The 14,266-nt window shown below is 71.5% G+C and carries 18 protein-coding genes and 1 pseudogene; 10 read left to right on the plus strand and 9 right to left on the minus strand.

What is annotated here, in order from left to right; translation table 11 throughout:
* Positions 1 to 39: 39 nt before the first annotated feature.
* Entirely contained in the window at positions 40 to 813 is a 774-nt protein-coding gene (locus ACYQ1L_RS17365) for a 3-hydroxybutyrate dehydrogenase (RefSeq protein ID WP_460005266.1), read from the minus strand.
* Between the two features lie 64 nt (positions 814 to 877).
* On the opposite strand from ACYQ1L_RS17365, the gene ACYQ1L_RS17370 reads away from it, so the two are divergent.
* Together ACYQ1L_RS17370 and ACYQ1L_RS17375 are read left to right on the plus strand one after the other, a co-directional pair.
* A complete protein-coding gene (locus ACYQ1L_RS17370) occupies positions 878 to 1,792 on the plus strand; it encodes a LysR family transcriptional regulator (RefSeq protein ID WP_460005267.1) in 915 nt (304 codons plus the stop codon).
* Positions 1,793 to 1,844: 52 nt separating this feature from the next.
* The gene (locus ACYQ1L_RS17375; protein WP_460005268.1) at positions 1,845 to 2,321 is read left to right on the plus strand and encodes a SixA phosphatase family protein; all 477 of its coding nucleotides are present in this window, start codon (positions 1,845 to 1,847) and stop codon (positions 2,319 to 2,321) included.
* 285 nt (positions 2,322 to 2,606) lie between these two features.
* On the opposite strand, the gene rlmN is transcribed toward ACYQ1L_RS17375, so the two are convergent.
* Positions 2,607 to 3,857 (minus strand): dual-specificity RNA methyltransferase RlmN, encoded by a 1,251-nt coding sequence (gene rlmN / locus ACYQ1L_RS17380; RefSeq protein ID WP_460005269.1) that lies wholly within the window; start codon positions 3,855 to 3,857, stop codon positions 2,607 to 2,609.
* A gap of 86 nt (positions 3,858 to 3,943) precedes the next feature.
* On the opposite strand from rlmN, the gene ACYQ1L_RS17385 reads away from it, so the two are divergent.
* Positions 3,944 to 4,513, plus strand: coding sequence for a ribosomal protein L7/L12 (locus ACYQ1L_RS17385; protein WP_460005270.1), 570 nt, complete (start codon positions 3,944 to 3,946; stop codon positions 4,511 to 4,513).
* 69 nt (positions 4,514 to 4,582) lie between these two features.
* Here the strand turns inward: ACYQ1L_RS17385 and ACYQ1L_RS17390 are convergent.
* Positions 4,583 to 5,953, minus strand: a pseudogene (locus tag ACYQ1L_RS17390) (NAD(P)/FAD-dependent oxidoreductase).
* 107 nt (positions 5,954 to 6,060) lie between these two features.
* Here ACYQ1L_RS17390 and ACYQ1L_RS17395 point away from each other — a divergent pair.
* Positions 6,061 to 6,843 (plus strand): ankyrin repeat domain-containing protein, encoded by a 783-nt coding sequence (locus tag ACYQ1L_RS17395; protein ID WP_460005271.1) that lies wholly within the window; start codon positions 6,061 to 6,063, stop codon positions 6,841 to 6,843.
* Between the two features lie 89 nt (positions 6,844 to 6,932).
* On the opposite strand, the gene ACYQ1L_RS17400 is transcribed toward ACYQ1L_RS17395, so the two are convergent.
* Both ACYQ1L_RS17400 and ACYQ1L_RS17405 read right to left on the minus strand, forming a co-directional pair.
* Positions 6,933 to 7,775, minus strand: a complete 843-nt coding sequence (locus ACYQ1L_RS17400; RefSeq protein ID WP_460005272.1) for an SDR family oxidoreductase — start codon at positions 7,773 to 7,775, stop codon at positions 6,933 to 6,935.
* A 125-nt stretch (positions 7,776 to 7,900) separates the two neighbouring features.
* Entirely contained in the window at positions 7,901 to 8,662 is a 762-nt protein-coding gene (locus ACYQ1L_RS17405) for an SDR family NAD(P)-dependent oxidoreductase (RefSeq protein WP_460005273.1), read from the minus strand.
* Positions 8,663 to 8,771: 109 nt separating this feature from the next.
* Here ACYQ1L_RS17405 and ACYQ1L_RS17410 point away from each other — a divergent pair, with 109 nt between their 5' ends.
* A complete protein-coding gene (locus tag ACYQ1L_RS17410) occupies positions 8,772 to 9,137 on the plus strand; it encodes a DUF488 domain-containing protein (protein ID WP_460005274.1) in 366 nt (121 codons plus the stop codon).
* A gap of 51 nt (positions 9,138 to 9,188) precedes the next feature.
* Positions 9,189 to 9,914 (plus strand): phosphotransferase, encoded by a 726-nt coding sequence (locus ACYQ1L_RS17415; RefSeq protein ID WP_460005275.1) that lies wholly within the window; start codon positions 9,189 to 9,191, stop codon positions 9,912 to 9,914.
* 46 nt (positions 9,915 to 9,960) lie between these two features.
* Here the strand turns inward: ACYQ1L_RS17415 and ACYQ1L_RS17420 are convergent, their stop codons facing one another.
* Together ACYQ1L_RS17420 and ACYQ1L_RS17425 are read right to left on the minus strand one after the other, a co-directional pair.
* Complete coding sequence (locus tag ACYQ1L_RS17420; RefSeq protein WP_460005276.1) at positions 9,961 to 10,374, minus strand: CBS domain-containing protein; 414 nt, start codon at positions 10,372 to 10,374, stop codon at positions 9,961 to 9,963.
* 63 nt (positions 10,375 to 10,437) lie between these two features.
* Positions 10,438 to 10,698: a DUF7218 family protein gene (locus tag ACYQ1L_RS17425; protein WP_460005277.1), complete on the minus strand. Its 261-nt coding sequence runs from the start codon at positions 10,696 to 10,698 to the stop codon at positions 10,438 to 10,440.
* Positions 10,699 to 10,848: 150 nt separating this feature from the next.
* Here ACYQ1L_RS17425 and ACYQ1L_RS17430 point away from each other — a divergent pair, with 150 nt between their 5' ends.
* The 3 genes from ACYQ1L_RS17430 to ACYQ1L_RS17440 all read left to right on the plus strand — a co-directional run bounded on the left by ACYQ1L_RS17430 (position 10,849) and on the right by ACYQ1L_RS17440 (position 13,214).
* Positions 10,849 to 12,240 carry an Nramp family divalent metal transporter gene (locus tag ACYQ1L_RS17430; protein ID WP_460005278.1) on the plus strand — a complete coding sequence of 464 codons (1,392 nt, stop codon included), beginning with the start codon at positions 10,849 to 10,851 and terminating at the stop codon, positions 12,238 to 12,240.
* The gene (locus ACYQ1L_RS17435) at positions 12,237 to 12,767 is read left to right on the plus strand and encodes a DUF6328 family protein (RefSeq protein ID WP_460005279.1); all 531 of its coding nucleotides are present in this window, start codon (positions 12,237 to 12,239) and stop codon (positions 12,765 to 12,767) included. The genes ACYQ1L_RS17430 and ACYQ1L_RS17435 overlap by 4 nt, the downstream gene beginning before the upstream one ends.
* 63 nt (positions 12,768 to 12,830) lie before the next feature.
* On the plus strand, positions 12,831 to 13,214 hold the full coding sequence (locus tag ACYQ1L_RS17440; protein ID WP_460005280.1) for a hypothetical protein: 384 nt from the start codon (positions 12,831 to 12,833) through the stop codon (positions 13,212 to 13,214).
* Between the two features lie 19 nt (positions 13,215 to 13,233).
* Here ACYQ1L_RS17440 and ACYQ1L_RS17445 read toward each other — a convergent pair whose 3' ends face one another.
* Entirely contained in the window at positions 13,234 to 13,572 is a 339-nt protein-coding gene (locus ACYQ1L_RS17445) for a DUF7882 family protein (protein ID WP_460005281.1), read from the minus strand.
* 197 nt (positions 13,573 to 13,769) lie between these two features.
* Between ACYQ1L_RS17445 and ACYQ1L_RS17450 the strand changes: the two genes are divergently transcribed.
* Positions 13,770 to 14,144, plus strand: coding sequence for a DUF7882 family protein (locus ACYQ1L_RS17450; protein WP_460005282.1), 375 nt, complete (start codon positions 13,770 to 13,772; stop codon positions 14,142 to 14,144).
* On the opposite strand, the gene ACYQ1L_RS17455 is transcribed toward ACYQ1L_RS17450, so the two are convergent.
* On the minus strand, positions 14,087 to 14,257 hold the full coding sequence (locus ACYQ1L_RS17455) for a hypothetical protein (protein ID WP_159574626.1): 171 nt from the start codon (positions 14,255 to 14,257) through the stop codon (positions 14,087 to 14,089). The genes ACYQ1L_RS17450 and ACYQ1L_RS17455 overlap by 58 nt on opposite strands.
* Positions 14,258 to 14,266 lie beyond the last annotated feature (9 nt).

The following is a 14,266-nucleotide window of genomic DNA, read 5'->3' on the forward strand; positions in this document are numbered from 1 at the left end:
TGGACGGGAGCCCAGCGGATCCGTAGGGCGGGCTATGCCTCAGCGCGCGCTCCACCCGCCGTCCATCGTGTACGACGCCCCCGTGACGGATGCGGCCATGGGCCCGCACAGCCAGAGGGCGAGATCCGCCACCTCCCCCGGCTCGAGCAGGCGCTTGATCGCCGACTCGGCGAGCATGACCTTCTCGATGACCTCCGACTCGGGGATGCCGTGGGTGCGCGCCTGGTCGGCGATCTGCTTCTGCACGAGCGGGGTGTTCACGTACCCGGGGTTGAGGCAGTTGCTCGTCACTCCGTGCGGGCCGGCCTCGAGCGCGGTGACCTTGGAGAGCCCCTCCAGCGCGTGCTTGGCGGTCACGTAGGCGGACTTGTACTCGCTCGCGCGCAGGCCGTGCACCGAGCTGATGTTGACGATCCTCCCCCAGCCTCGCTCGTACATGCCCGGCAGGACGGCGCGGGTCAGCAGGAACGGCGCGGTCACCATGATGTCGAGCATGCGCCGGAACGTCGCCGGGTCGAAGTCGACGATCGGCGCGACGGTCTGGATCCCCGCGTTGTTCACGAGGATGTCGGCGTCGAAGCTGCGCACGGCCAGGGCGTCCAGGTCGCCGAGGTCCAGCGCGAGAGCCTCCCCGTCGATCTCGGCGGCAAGGGCAGCGGCCGCGTCGGCATCCCGGTCGATCACGACGACGTGCGCGCCGCTGCGCGCCAGCGCCCGCGCGCACGCAGCCCCGATCCCGCTTCCGCCTCCCGTGACGAGCGCGGTGCGCCCCGCCAGATCCGTGCTGTTGCCGGGGCCTCGCTGTTCCGCCATGCTCAGCACGGTACTTCACGCAAGCGCACGCGAGGAAGGGATCCGGTTATGCAAAACTGCACATATGGACACGCACTTCCCCGCACCGCCGCTCAGCGCCGACGACCTGCTCGTGCTCCTCGCCGTGGCCCGCAGCGGCCGGTTCACCACCGCAGGTCAGCAGCTCGGACTGAACCACACGACCGTCGCCCGGCGCATCGCGGCACTCGAGACGCAGCTCGGCGGGCGCGTGCTCTCCCGCGAGGGCGCGGGCTGGGAGCTCACCCCGCTCGGGTCGCGCGCGCTCGCGGCCGCCGAGGGCGTGGAGCGCGCGCTCGGTCGCCTGGACGACCGCGACGGAGGCCGCATCGGCGGGCTGATCCGGCTCTCCGCGACCGACGGCTTCAGCGGATTCGTGGCGGCCCCCGCGATGGCGGCGCTGCGCCGCATCCACCCCGACGTGTCGCTGGAGGTCATCACGTCCACCCGGCAGGCGTCGCAGCAGCGCACAGGCGCCGACCTGGAGGTCGTGGTGGGGCGGCCGCAGGTGCGCCGCGCTCGCGCCATCCACCTGGCCGACTACGCGCTGGGGCTGTACGCCAGCCGCGACTGGCTGGAGCGGAATCCCGCCCCGCGGGATCCCGAGGAGCTGGCCGGGCAGCCGCTCGTCTACTTCATCGAGTCGATGCTGCACGTCGACTCCCTCGACGACGCGCGCCGGGCGGTGCCGGGGATGGTCGACTCGGTCGCGAGCACCAATGTGTACGTGCACGTCGACGCGACCAGGGGCGGCGCCGGATACGGTCTGCTGCCCGCCTTCCTCGCCGATCAGCACGACGACCTGGTGCGCGTGCTGCCCGAGCGGATCGACGAGCGGCTGCCGTACTGGCTCATCGCGCGCCCCGAGGCGCTGAACCAGCCCGCGATCGCCGCGTTCCTCCAGGCACTGCAGGCGCGGCTGGAGGAGGTCCGCCCGCAGCTGCTCGGCGGGCGACCGTGACGACGCCCGGAACAGGGTGCGCCGGAGCCGCCCCGGTGGCACTCTGGTGACCATGAAGACGCTGCTCCTGGCCCGCCACGCCAAGTCCGACTGGGACGCCGTGGGCCTGCGCGACCACGAACGGCCGCTGAATGCGCGCGGCCTCCAGGACGCCCCCGCGATGGCCCGGCGCCTGCGCGACGAGGGGGTCGCGGTGCAGCGGGTCGTATCGAGCACCGCCGTCCGGGCGCGCCGCACGGCGGAGGCGTATGCGGTGGCTTTCGGGCTCTCGGTGATCCAGGAGCCGGAGCTCTACGGGGCGACGGCCTCGACGATCCTGCAGGTCGCGAGCGGCCTGCCCGACGAGATCGGGATCGCGATGCTCGTGGGTCACAACCCGGGCATGACCCACGCGGTCGCCGAGCTCACCGGCTCGTACGTCGAGTTCCCGACCTGCGCGGTCGCCGAATGCGCCGTCGATGTGGACTCCTGGGCCGAGCTGATCGAGGGATCCGGCCGGCTGCGCCTCCTGCGCACCCCGCACGACTGAGAGCCTCGTCCGCCGAGCTGACGCCGCATCCGCCGAGCTGACGCCGCATCCGCCGAGCTGACGCCGCATCCGCCGAGCCGACGCCGCGTCCGCCGAAACCCCCACGCGCTGCCCAAACCCCGCCGCGGCGACGTATGTGCGTGGGGGTTCGGGCGCTCTGCGGGGGTTTCGGCGGAGGTGCCGAAGGGGCGGGACCAGGGGCCCGGGGCGGGACCGGCGGGCTCGGCGGCAGGCAGAGAGGATGCGACGGGACGGGGCGCCCGCTCAGCAGCCGACAGGCGCGACTCAGGCCATCGCGGCTGCCGCGGCCTCGTCCTCGGTCGTGGCGACCAGCTGGCCGCAGGCGCCGTCGATCTCCTTGCCCCGGGTGTCGCGCAGGGTGGTCGGGATCCCGGCGTCGTTGAGGCGCCGGACGAACTCGTCCTGCACGTGCTTCTCCGACGCGGTCCAGATGGATCCGGGGGTCGGGTTCAGTGGGATCGGATTCACGTGCACCCAGCCGCGACCGCGGGCGTTGAGCTTCTCAGCGAGCAGGTCGGCACGCCAGGCGTGGTCGTTCATGTCCTTGATCAGCGCGTACTCGATCGAGACGCGGCGTCCGGTCTTCTCGAAGTAGCCGCGGGCGGCGTCCAGCGCCTCGTCGACCTTCCACCGCGAGTTCACCGGGATCAGCTCGTCGCGGAGTTGATCGTCCGGCGCGTGCAGCGACAGCGCGAACGTGACCGGGATGTCCTCGTCGGCGAGCTTGTTGATCGCCGGCACCAGGCCGACCGTCGAGACGGTGATGCCGCGAGCGCTCATCCCGAGACCGTCGGGCTGCGGGGCGATCATGACGCGCACCGCATCCATCACCCGCTTGTAGTTCGCGAGCGGCTCGCCCATCCCCATGAACACGATGTTGCTCACGCGCTCCATCGAGTGGTCGCCCGCCTTCTTGCCGCCGAGTCCGCCCTCGGCGATGAGGCGGTTGGCGCGCACGATCTGCTCGACGATCTCGGCGGTCGACATGTTGCGAGTGAGGCCGGCCTGCCCGGTCGCGCAGAACGGGCAGTTCATGCCGCAGCCGGCCTGGCTGGACACGCACAAGGTGATGCGGCCGGGGTAGCGCATGAGCACCGACTCGACGAGGGCGCCGTCGTGCAGCCGCCAGAGGAACTTGATCGTGTCTCCGCGGTCGGTCTCGAGCCGGCGCACCTCGGTGAGCAGCGGCGGCAGCATGCCCGCGACGAGCTCGTCGCGCTGGCCGGCCGGCAGATCGGTCATCTGCGCCGGATCCGACGTGTAGTGCGTGAAGTAGTGCGTGGCGAGCTGCTTGGCGCGGAAGCCCGGCAGACCCAGCTCCTTCACCTTCTCGATGCGCTCGGCGGGCGTGAGGTCGGCGAGGTGCACCGGTGGCTTGCCGCGGCGCGGGCTGGCGAACTGCAGCAGCGGGCGCCCCTCGGCGTCCTTCTTCTGCGTCCATCCTTCGGTGGCGGGGCGCACCTGGGCGCGCTTCGAGGGCGCGCCGGAGCGCACGGACGCAGGAGTGTCGGACATGTCTTCCAGGGTAGAGCCTCGCGGTTGCGAAGGTCCTGGGCGCCTTGCCCGCGAACCTGCGCGCGACGACGCCGTACGCTGGCGGCATGGAGCTGTGGATCTGGATCCTCCTGGCCGCGGTGATCGTCGTCCTGGTCGTTGTGATCGTGACGACCCTGCGCGCGATCCGTCCGAAGGCGCCGGAGCCCCTCGACACGGCCTTCGCCCCCCTGTCACCGGCCTCCGCCGCGGTCCAGCCGCCTCGGCGCCCGGCCCCGATCCCCGCGGATCCGCTGAGCCCGGCCGTCATCGCCGAGATCGACGCGCTGGTCGCGAACGAGCAGAAGATCTCGGCGATCAAGGTGCTGCGCGAGCACTCCGGCCTGTCCCTGCGCGAGGCCAAGGACCAGATCGACGCATGGGTGCCGTCGGCGTCCGGTACGGCGGAGGCTGTGCCGGTGTCGCTCGTCGGCTCCACGTCCCGGCCCGCGGGAGCGCCTTCGTACGCGGACGGCATGCCCGCCGCGGACGCGCTCACGCACCTCTCCCCCGCCGAACGCGCCGAGATCGACCGGCTGGTCGCGGCGGGTCAGAAGATCCTCGCGATCAAGGCGCTGCGCCAGGCGACCGGTCTCGGCCTCAAGGACGCGAAGGACGCCGTCGACTCCTGGCGCTGACCCGGGATCCCACCGGCGCCCGCGACCGGAGGGGATCCGTCTCACTCTCCGAGCGAGCAGCTCCGCGCATCAGTGCCGCCCGGTGATCACGTCGGCGACGCGGGCGATCGGCGACGTCTTCGCCCTCCCGGCGGCCTCGGCCCGAGCCGCCATGCCGTACGCGGCATACAGTCCCGTCGTCGCGATCCAGCGCAGCGGCTCGGGCTCCCAGCGGCGCACCCGGTGGTTCACCCACGGCAGGCTCACGAGCTCGGTGTCGCGCTCCAGGATGAGGTCGGTGATCGTGCGACCGGCGAGGTTCGTCGCGGTCACGCCGGTGCCCACGTATCCGCCGCCCCAGGCGATGCCAGTGCGCCGGTCCAGCCCGACGGTGGCCGCCCAGTCGCGGGGAACGCCGAGCACGCCCGACCAGGCGTGCGCGATCTCAGCACCCGCGGTCGCGGGGAAGAACCGATGCAGGATGCCCTCGAGCGTCCGCACCGTGGACGCCGGCGTCTGTCCGTCGGTGTCGGTGCGGGATCCGTAGCGGTACGGCTTCCCCCGGCCGCCGATCGCGATCCGGTCATCCGCGGTGCGCTGGGCGTACATGTACACGTGCGCGAAGTCGCCGAGCACCTCGCCCTCGCTCCAGTGCAGCTCGTCCCACACGGCGGCCGGCAGCGGCTCGGTCGCGATGAGCGACGAGTTCATCGGCAGCCAGAGGCGGTGCAGCCCCTTCAGGTTCGCCGTGAAGCCCTCCGTGGCGCGCACGATGTGGTCCGCCGTGACGGTGCCGTGATCCGTGTGCAGCCGGTACGGCGCGATCTCGTGCACGGTGGTGCGCTCGTAGATCTCCACGCCGAGCCGTTCCACGACGTCGGCGAGCCCTGCGGCGAGCTTCGCGGGCTGGATCCGGGCGGCGTGCGGATGCCACACCGCGGCCCTGGTGCCGCGCACATCGATCTTCGCCGTGGCCTCCGCCGCCTCGAGCAGAGCGACGTCGGTGTATCGCCAGGATTGCTCGGCGGCGGCGAACGCCCGCAGCCGCGCCTCCTGAGCCGGCGTCCGGGCTACGGTGAACTCGCCGCCCTTGGCGATGTCGGCGTCGACGCCCTCCTCCGCGGCGACGCGGATCACCTCATCGACGGTGTCGTTGAGCGCGCGCTGGAGCCGTTCGGCGGCGTCGCGTCCGTGCGTCCGCTCGTACTGCTCGCGGCCGCCGGTGACGGAGTTCGTGAGTCAGCCGCCGTTGCGGCCGGACGCGCCGTAGCCGGCGTGCCGCTGCTCGATGATCGCGATCCGCAGCGCGGGCTGCGCCTGCTTCAGGTAGTACGCCGTCCACAGCCCGGTGTAGCCGGCGCCGACGATCGCCACGTCGGCCGTGAGATTTCCGGGCAGTTCCGGGCGCGGTCTCGGAGCGCCGAGCTGGTGCCACCAGTGCGAGACGTCGCCGTTGAGCATGCGGGTTCCTTCGTCGGGTCGCGTTCGGCATCCTCGCCGGATCCGCTCGATTCTACGGATCCTCCCGCTCAGCGGATTCCCGGACCCATCGTGGTATACCATTTTCCATGATCTTCCCCTTGCCGATCCGGACGCGCGCCACCGGCGTGGCGGCGCTGGCCGCGGCCGCGCTGCTGCTCGCCGGGTGCAGCTCCACGGCACCCGCGGCCACTCCGACCGTCACCAGCACGCCGCCCGCGATCGCGACCCCCTCCCCCACCGCGCCGAGAACCGAGGCCGAGATGACCGCACTGAACTCCCGCCTGTTCGCCGCCGCGTCCGAAGGCGACGCCTCCGCCGTGCGCGCCGCCGTCGCCGAGGGCGCCGACCTCGAGTCGCGCGGCGCGGGCGGGATGACCCCGCTCATCGCCGCCACCAAGGGCAACCGGATCGATGCCGCCCTCGCGCTCATCGACGCCGGCGCCGACGTCAACGCCAAGGACGACATCGTCGACTCCGCCTACCTCTACGCGGGAGCGCGCGGGCACGACGAGATCCTGCGGGCGACGCTCGCCCACGGCGCCGACCTGCGCAGCACGAACCGCTACGGCGGCACCGCGCTCATCCCCGCCTCCGAGCGCGGGCACCTCAGCACCGTGCAGATCCTGCTCGCCGCGGGCGTGGATCCGAACCACATCAACAACCTGCACTGGACCGCCCTGCACGAGGCGATCGTGCTCGGCGACGGCTCGCAGACCTACGTCGACATCGTGCGCACGCTCGTCGCGGGCGGCGCCGACGTCACCATCCGCGACGGCGACGGCGTGCTGCCGCGCGACCTCGCCGCCGCCCGCGGCTACCGCGCGATCGTCGCCGAGATCGACAAGGCCGGAGCCCGTCTCGGTTCCTGAGCGAGCGGCCGGACGCTGAGCCTGTCGAAGCGCCCGGGACGCGCGGGTCCGGCCCTTCGACAGGCTCAGGGACCGGGCCCGCCGGGTCCTCAGTCCAGGAAGATGTCCGGGAACAGCTGATCGTCCGGCGTGCCGGGCACGGCCGCGTAGCCCGAGAAGTCGGTGACGCCGTCGGCCTCGAGCACATCCTCCACGATGAGCGTCTGCCCGGTGTACTCGCGCGCGGGCTTGGTGAGCACGGCGTAGGCGGCGTCGGCGTAGATCTCCGGCGTGCGGCTGACCTTCATCATGCGGTCCCCGCCGAGCGCGAACTGCACCGCGGCCGTGGCGATCGTGGTGCGCGGCCACAGGGTGTTCGCGGCGATGCCATCGGTCGCGAACTCCGCCGCGAGCCCGAGCGTCGCCATCGTCATGCCGTACTTCGCGAGCGTGTAGCCGGTGTGCGCGCCGAGCCAGCGGGGCGTGATGTTCAGCGGCGGGGACAGCGACAGGATGTGCGGGTTCGGCGCCTCCTTGAGCACGGGCACCGCCGCCCGCGAGAGCATGAACGTGCCTCGGACGTTGACGTCCTGCATGAGGTCGTACTTCTTCGCGGCGAGATCGAGGGATCCGGACAGGTCGATCACGCTGGCGTTGTTGACGACGATGTCGATGCCGCCGAACTCGCCCTGCGTCTTCAGGACCGCGTCGATGACGCTCTCGTCGTCGCGCACGTCGCCGACGATCGGGAGCGCCTTGCCGCCGGCGGCCCGGATCTGCTCCGCCGCGGAGTGCACGGTGCCCTCGAGCTTGGGGTGCGGGGCGTCCGTCTTCGCGAGCAGCGCGATGTTGGCGCCGTCGGCAGCGGCGCGCAGGGCGATCGCGAGGCCGATGCCGCGGCTGCCGCCGGACATCAGGATGGTCTTGCCCGCGAGGGGCTTGTTCTCGGTCATGTCTTCCTCGGATTCGTGGTGTTCGTCTCAGCGCCGGCGGCTCCCCCGCCTCCGTTCAGGTCGCACTTTCTGCTCCAATCCGCGGCGGGAACAGCAGATTCTGCGACCTGAACGAGAGGAACGGCTTACTTCGGCGCCATCCGGATCGCGCCGTCGAGGCGGATCGTCTCTCCGTTGAGGTAGCCGTTCTCGACGATCTGCTGCACGAGCGACGCGTACTCGTCGGGGCGGCCGAGCCGGGCCGGGTAGGGCACCTGCTCGCCCAGGGAGTCCTGCGCGGCCTGCGGCAGCCCGGCGAGCATCGGGGTCTCCATGATGCCGGGGGCGATCGTGCACACGCGGATCGCGTGGCGAGCGAGCTCGCGGGCGATCGGCAGCGTCATCGCGTGCACGCCGCCCTTCGACGCCGAGTACGCGGGCTGGCCGATCTGGCCGTCGAACGCGGCGACGCTCGCGGTGTTCACGATGACGCCCCGGTCGCCGCTCTCGGTCGGATCGTTCTTCGCGATGACCGCGGAGGCCTGGGCGATCACGGTGAACGTGCCGATGAGGTTGATCCGGATGATCCGCTCGAACGCCGCCACGTCGGCGGGCTTGCCGTCGCGGTCCAGCACCTTCGCGGGCGGCGCGATGCCCGCGCAGTTGACGACGATCCGCAGCGGTGCGGCGGCCTGTGCCGCGGCGACGGCCGCGGCCACCTCCTCGACGCTCGTGACGTCTGCCGGCGCAAACACCCCGCCGAGTTCCGCCGCGACCTCGGCGCCCGGCGAGCTCGCCAGATCGACGATCGTCACGGTCGACCCGGCAGCCGCGAGGCGGCGCGCGGTGGCGAGGCCGAGTCCCGAGGCACCGCCCGTGACGAGCGCTCCGGATCCCTGGATCTGCATGTCTGTTCTCCTTCGAACCTGCAACTGAGTCTCAGCTTACGTGAGTCTGGGTCTCACTCCGGCACGATCCGCGCTCGCGCGGACGGTGAATCGGGTGTTTGATGAGCACATGGATCTGCGTCGCAAACGAGCCTACGACCCCGCGGCCGCGGACGACGGCTTCCGAGTGCTGGTGGACCGCCTGTGGCCGCGCGGGATCTCCAAGGAGCGCGCGGAGATCGACCTCTGGGCCAAGGACACGGCGCCGTCGCCGCAGCTGCGCACGGAGTGGCACCACGCCCCGGCGACCGAGTGGCAGGCGTACGCGGATCGCTACCGCGACGAGCTCGCGCACGAGTCAGCCCCGGCACTCGCCGCGCTCGCGGACGCCCTGCGTCCGCACCCGGTCGTCACCCTGGTGTATGCCGCGCACGACCCCGTGCACAATCACGCCGTCGTGCTCGAGCAGGCGCTGCGCGGCGCGCTCGACGGCTGACGCTGCGCAACGGCAGCACGGCCCGAGCCGGGAGCACGGCAGGATGGACCCATGACCATCCCCGCCGGCTCGCTGCCCGTGCCCGACCGGGTGAGGAGCCTGGCGGGATCCGCCGCGCTCACCCCGGTGTGGGAGAACGCGATCGGCGGTCTCACCTTCCGCACCGACGACGGACGTGTCATCAAGTGGGGTCCGCGCAACCTCGAGGCCTCGATGGCCGCCGAGGCGGAGCGGATGCGCTGGGCGGCGGCATGGACGGCCGTCCCGGAGGTGCTCGACCACGGCGAGACCGCCGACGAGGAGTACCTCGTCACGGCGGCGCTGCCGGCGCGCTCCGCCGTGGATCCGCACTGGGTCGCCCGCCCCGAGATCGCGGTGCGCACGCTCGGCGCGGCACTGCGCGGGCTGCACGACGCCCTGCCCGTCGCGGAGTGCCCCTGGAGCTGGCACGTGGCGGACCGGCTCGAGAACGCGGCGCGGCGCGGCGTCGTCGTCCCCACGCGGCTGCACGACGCACCCCCGATCGACCGCCTCGTGGTCTGCCACGGCGACGCATGCGCCCCGAACACCCTGCTCGACGACGAGGGCCGCCCCGTCGCGCACGTCGACCTCGCCGCGCTCGGCGTGGCCGACCGCTGGGCCGACATCGCCGTCGCCGCGATGAGCACGGGCTGGAACTACGGCCCCGGGTACGAGGACCTGCTCATCGAGGCGTACGGCGTGGAGCCGGACCCCGAGCGCCTCGCCTACTACCGCGACCTCTGGAACGCGACCTGACGGATCCGCCCGGTCGCGTTCCGGCGAACCGCTACCGGCGCTCGCATCACTGCGAGATCTGGGCGACGGTCTCCCCGGTCGCCGACGGCGCGGCGCTCAGCGAGATGTCGCCCTGGCTGATGATGCCGACGAGCTCGTGGTCCTCGATGACGGGGACCCGGCGGATCTGCTGCTCCTGCATGACCCGGAGCACCTCGCCGATGTCGGCGTCCGCGGCGACGTAGGTCGGCTTGCCCTCGGCGAGCTCCCCGGCCGTGACGGCGCTCGGATCGTCTCCGGCCGCGAGGCACCGGACCACGATGTCGCGGTCGGTGAGCATGCCGACGAGCTTGCCCTCGGGGCCGCAGATCGGCAGCGAACCCACATCCATGGTCGCCATCATCCGGGCGGCGTCGACGAGGGTCTGGTCGTGACGGACGCACTGCGGCGCGGGCGTCATGATGTCCTGAGCGGTGGTCATGCTGATTCTCCTTCTCGCGTTCTCGTTCTCTCGGGCCGGATCCGCGGATCCGGCCCGACGTGCTCAGTGATCGCGCAGCAGGTGGATGAGCTCCTGCTTCCGCTTGTCGGAGTAGCCGTGCAGGCCGAGCTCCTTGGCGCGATGCTTCAGCTCCTCGACGGTCCACTCGTCGTACGAGCCGGACTCGCCGCCGCGCCGTCCGACGGTGCCGCGGCCCTCCTTGGCGGCCGCGTTCGAGATGCGGGCCGCCTTCTGCTTCGAGTTCCCCTCGTCGCGCAGCTTCTCGTAGAGCTCGGGGTCCTTGAGCTCCGGTTGACGGGGCATGCCGATCTCCTTCCTCTCGTGGGCTCGCCACGCTACGGAGGCCCGCTCGGGGCTGCGACGGGGTTGACAAACCGGGCCGCCCCTTTGCCACGTCGCGCGGCGTGCGTCAAGACGCTGGTGGAGCGCGGCGTCGCGGGCCAGCCTGACGCCATGGAAGACCCCACTGCGACAGAGCGCCCGCCCGCGGACCGACCGGACGACGCCGACACCGGCCGCGGCGACGACAACGACCGGAACGCCGACGACGCCAGCCGGAAGCCGGGACGGATCTCCGGTGTGCTGCGCAGCCTCGGACCGGGCGTCGTCACGGGCGCGGCCGATGACGACCCCTCGGGCATCGCGACATACGCACAGGCCGGCGCGAAGTACGGTTCGGCGCTGCTGTGGACCGTGCCGCTCACCCTGCCGCTGATGATCGTGGTGCAGGAGGCATGCGAGCGGATGACGCTCGCGACGGGCGACTCGTTCGGAGCCCTCATCCGCAAGCGCTTCCGTCGCGGCACGCGCACCTGGGTCGCCGTGCTGGTGGCCGCGCTGCTGGTCTCGAACACCGTGAACGCTGCCGCGGACCTCGTCGCGATCGGCCAGGGCATGCAGCTGCTGCACGCCGGGCCCGCACCGCTGTGGTCGCTCATCCTGGGCATCGTGATCGGCATCGTCGTGGTGCGCGGGTCGTTCGAATGGATCGCCCGGATCTTCAAGTGGCTCTGCCTCGTGCTCTTCGCGTACGTGGCCGTGCTCGCGGTGGCGCATGTCGACTGGGGAGACGTCGGCGCGGGCCTGCTCGGCGTCGGGTTCCGCTGGGACACGGGGTATCTCGCCCTCGTCGCGGCGGTGCTGGGCACCACGATCAGCCCTTACATGTTCTTCTGGCAGACCGAGGAACGCGAGGAGATGCTGCGCAAGGGCGCCAAGGGCGACGATCCGCCCCGCCTCGACGAGCGGCCGCCCGCCAAGGCGCGTCGCATGCTGCTCCTCGGCCGGCTCGACGTCATCACGGGCATGCTGTTCTCGGTGGCGATCATGTTCGCGATCATCGTCGGCTCGGCGGCCACGCTGGGAGCGCATCACAAGACGGTGACCTCGGCGGCGGAGGCCGCCAAGGCGCTGCAGCCCATCGCCGGCGACTACGCCTCGATCCTGTTCGCGCTCGGGTTCATCGGATCCGGAATGCTCGCCGTGCCGGTGCTCGCCGCCTCCGGGTCGGCGGGGTTCGCCGCACTCCTGGACAAGCCGTGGAGCCTGGACCGGCCCCCGCACAAGGCGAAGACGTTCTACGCGCTCCTGCTGGTGAGCCTCGTCGCGGCCATCGTGCTGGCGCTCATCGGCGTGGATCCGATCAGCCTGCTCGTGGTCGCCGCCGTCATCAACGCCATCGCGGCGGGGCCGTTCGTGATCGTGCTGATGCTCGTCACCGGCAGCCGACGGCTCATGGGCGAGCACCGCAACGGGCCTCTCGCACACATCCTCGGCTGGGCGACCGCGGTCATCATGTGCATCGCGGGCGCGTTCGGCATCTACGCACTGGTGACCGGATCATGATCCGCCCGCGTGTCACCGCACTGGCGGGAGCGTCTCAGGAGGACGTCTCGCGGCGCTGGGAGCAGATCCTGCAGGAGCTGCGGGTCACCCAGACCGGCACCCAGATCATCTCCGGATTCCTGCTCTCCGTCGCGTTCCAGCAGATGTTCACGAAGCTCCCCGGGCACGCCAGGGCGATCTACCTCGTGCTCGTGGTGCTCGCCTGCGTCGCGACCCTGCTGGGGCTGCTCCCGGTCGTGCAGCATCGCAAACGGTCGGAACGCGACCCCGACCGACGGCTCGTCGCGACGTGCTCGCGGATCCTCATCGCCCTGCTGCTGCTGGTCACGCTGCTCGCCATCGGCGTGGCGGTGTTCATCTTCGACGTGGTGCTCGGCGGCGTCGCCGCCCTCGTCGCCGGCGTCATCGCACTGATCGCGGGGATCCTCATCTGGGTGCTGCCGGCGCATGCGCACGTCTGGCGTTCGAAGCACGGGCACGAGACGGCCGTGACGGAGCGCGCCCCGTTGTCAAGGTCCTCGCGGTGATGTCGGCGATCACGGATCCTGGTGCGAGCGGGTCGAGACGGACGACACGAGGGAGGACCGATCATGAGCGAGATCTACGACGAGGGGCTGCTGCCCCCGAACGTGCACCACGCGCGGCCGGAGAAGCCGGATCGCCCCGATGAGGAGGCGGACCGCGAACGCGTCGAGGAGGACGTCGAGCCCCGGGAGGATCCGCGCCAGGACGATGCGGCGCGGCAACCTGCGGGCGATGCGCGGCGCGGGGGCCAGGGCGGCACGGACGATCCGTACGCCACCGAGGGCGACGACCCCTATGCCGAGCCCGCCGAGCCGGCGACGACCGCCCCGAAGCCCGAACGCTCCTCCGACGACGGAGAAGCGGGCGAAGGCGGAACGGACGCGACGGGCGCCGTGGGAACCGGCACCTCGGGCACCGGGACGGCCGGAACGGCGGAGCCGCCGGACTGACCGCCCCGGGACCCGCGGGTCACTGGACGTGGCCGCTGTCGTCGAACTGCATCTCGTCGACCTGGGCGGGCTCGGGGATCAGTCGCAGTCCCGCGGGTGTGTTCGCGAGCTGGCTGAGCGCCTCGATCCAGACCCGGTTGAGCGGCGGGCGGCGGCCTCCGTGGTACGTGAACACCATGTTGCAGCCGGGGTGCACCCACACCGAGGTGCGGCCGTGGCCGATGCTGGGGTCGTCCTTCCACGTGAAGTAGAACGGCTCGCCCCGGCGGAGCTTGTTGGCGACGACCATCTGCAGATGTGCGAGTGCCCGATCGTCGAGATCGACGTGCGTCTGCCCCTCATAACTGAATCTGCCCATTGTCGTTCTCTGTCTCCTCACTCACCCACGCATCGGCCGCGATCCCCGCCTTCTATCTTGGTCCGGCCGCCGTCGACCCGACAGCCCCTCGGCGGCCCATCCACCCGCGTGCTATTCGCGCGCGGGAGACGCAGATCGCGTCAGAAGATGAGAACCCCAGATGGGGAACGAGAACCGCAGCCCGACAGGAGGTCGTGATGGGAGTCATCTACTACGGCGGCGCGGAGACGCCGATCCACATCGAGGACGGCGTGCTGGCGCACCTCAAGATCGTGATCGCCACGAAGCTGCGCCGGAACGAGAGCTTCACCCTCTCCTTCCAGCACGGCGAAGGCGAGCCGAGGGGGCGCACCACGATCTGGCTGCACCCGTCGATCCCGCTCCGCTTCGTCTTCGACGAGCCCGTCGGGCCGGAGCTGGACGCGACGCTGATCCGCGATCTCGCCGCCTCTGCGAACACCTCCGGGGGCATCGCGCTCAAGCCCGAGCACGTGCTCCGCGGCAAGACCTCCACTCAGAGGTCGTCGGGCGACTCCGACTCGTCGAGCGGCGGCACGTCGGCCGGATCCTGATCCGGCAGCCCGTCCCGGCGCTCGTCGTCGACGAAGGCTTCGCGCTCGTCGGCGGGACGGAGATCCGCATCCGGATCGGCCGGCCGCTCGTCGTCGAGGTTGTTCATGCTCATGTCGGATCC

Source organism: Microbacterium xylanilyticum, from assembly GCF_054654695.1.

Excerpts from the sequence above, each read along its gene's own strand:
- ACYQ1L_RS17395 (WP_460005271.1), top strand. The coding sequence starts at position 6,061 with ATGATCTTCCCCTTGCCGATCCGGACGCGCGCCACCGGCGTGGCGGCG.
- ACYQ1L_RS17435 (WP_460005279.1), top strand. The coding sequence starts at position 12,237 with ATGATCCGCCCGCGTGTCACCGCACTGGCGGGAGCGTCTCAGGAGGAC.
- ACYQ1L_RS17425 (WP_460005277.1), bottom strand. The coding sequence starts at position 10,698 with ATGCCCCGTCAACCGGAGCTCAAGGACCCCGAGCTCTACGAGAAGCTG.
- ACYQ1L_RS17400 (WP_460005272.1), bottom strand. The coding sequence starts at position 7,775 with ATGACCGAGAACAAGCCCCTCGCGGGCAAGACCATCCTGATGTCCGGC.
- ACYQ1L_RS17420 (WP_460005276.1), bottom strand. The coding sequence starts at position 10,374 with ATGACCACCGCTCAGGACATCATGACGCCCGCGCCGCAGTGCGTCCGT.
- ACYQ1L_RS17445 (WP_460005281.1), bottom strand. The coding sequence starts at position 13,572 with ATGGGCAGATTCAGTTATGAGGGGCAGACGCACGTCGATCTCGACGAT.
- ACYQ1L_RS17375 (WP_460005268.1), top strand. The coding sequence starts at position 1,845 with ATGAAGACGCTGCTCCTGGCCCGCCACGCCAAGTCCGACTGGGACGCC.
- ACYQ1L_RS17410 (WP_460005274.1), top strand. The coding sequence starts at position 8,772 with ATGGATCTGCGTCGCAAACGAGCCTACGACCCCGCGGCCGCGGACGAC.
- ACYQ1L_RS17405 (WP_460005273.1), bottom strand. The coding sequence starts at position 8,662 with ATGCAGATCCAGGGATCCGGAGCGCTCGTCACGGGCGGTGCCTCGGGA.
- ACYQ1L_RS17385 (WP_460005270.1), top strand. The coding sequence starts at position 3,944 with ATGGAGCTGTGGATCTGGATCCTCCTGGCCGCGGTGATCGTCGTCCTG.
- ACYQ1L_RS17415 (WP_460005275.1), top strand. The coding sequence starts at position 9,189 with ATGACCATCCCCGCCGGCTCGCTGCCCGTGCCCGACCGGGTGAGGAGC.
- ACYQ1L_RS17455 (WP_159574626.1), bottom strand. The coding sequence starts at position 14,257 with ATGAGCATGAACAACCTCGACGACGAGCGGCCGGCCGATCCGGATGCG.
- ACYQ1L_RS17450 (WP_460005282.1), top strand. The coding sequence starts at position 13,770 with ATGGGAGTCATCTACTACGGCGGCGCGGAGACGCCGATCCACATCGAG.
- ACYQ1L_RS17430 (WP_460005278.1), top strand. The coding sequence starts at position 10,849 with ATGGAAGACCCCACTGCGACAGAGCGCCCGCCCGCGGACCGACCGGAC.
- rlmN (WP_460005269.1), bottom strand. The coding sequence starts at position 3,857 with ATGTCCGACACTCCTGCGTCCGTGCGCTCCGGCGCGCCCTCGAAGCGC.
- ACYQ1L_RS17365 (WP_460005266.1), bottom strand. The coding sequence starts at position 813 with ATGGCGGAACAGCGAGGCCCCGGCAACAGCACGGATCTGGCGGGGCGC.
- ACYQ1L_RS17370 (WP_460005267.1), top strand. The coding sequence starts at position 878 with ATGGACACGCACTTCCCCGCACCGCCGCTCAGCGCCGACGACCTGCTC.
- ACYQ1L_RS17440 (WP_460005280.1), top strand. The coding sequence starts at position 12,831 with ATGAGCGAGATCTACGACGAGGGGCTGCTGCCCCCGAACGTGCACCAC.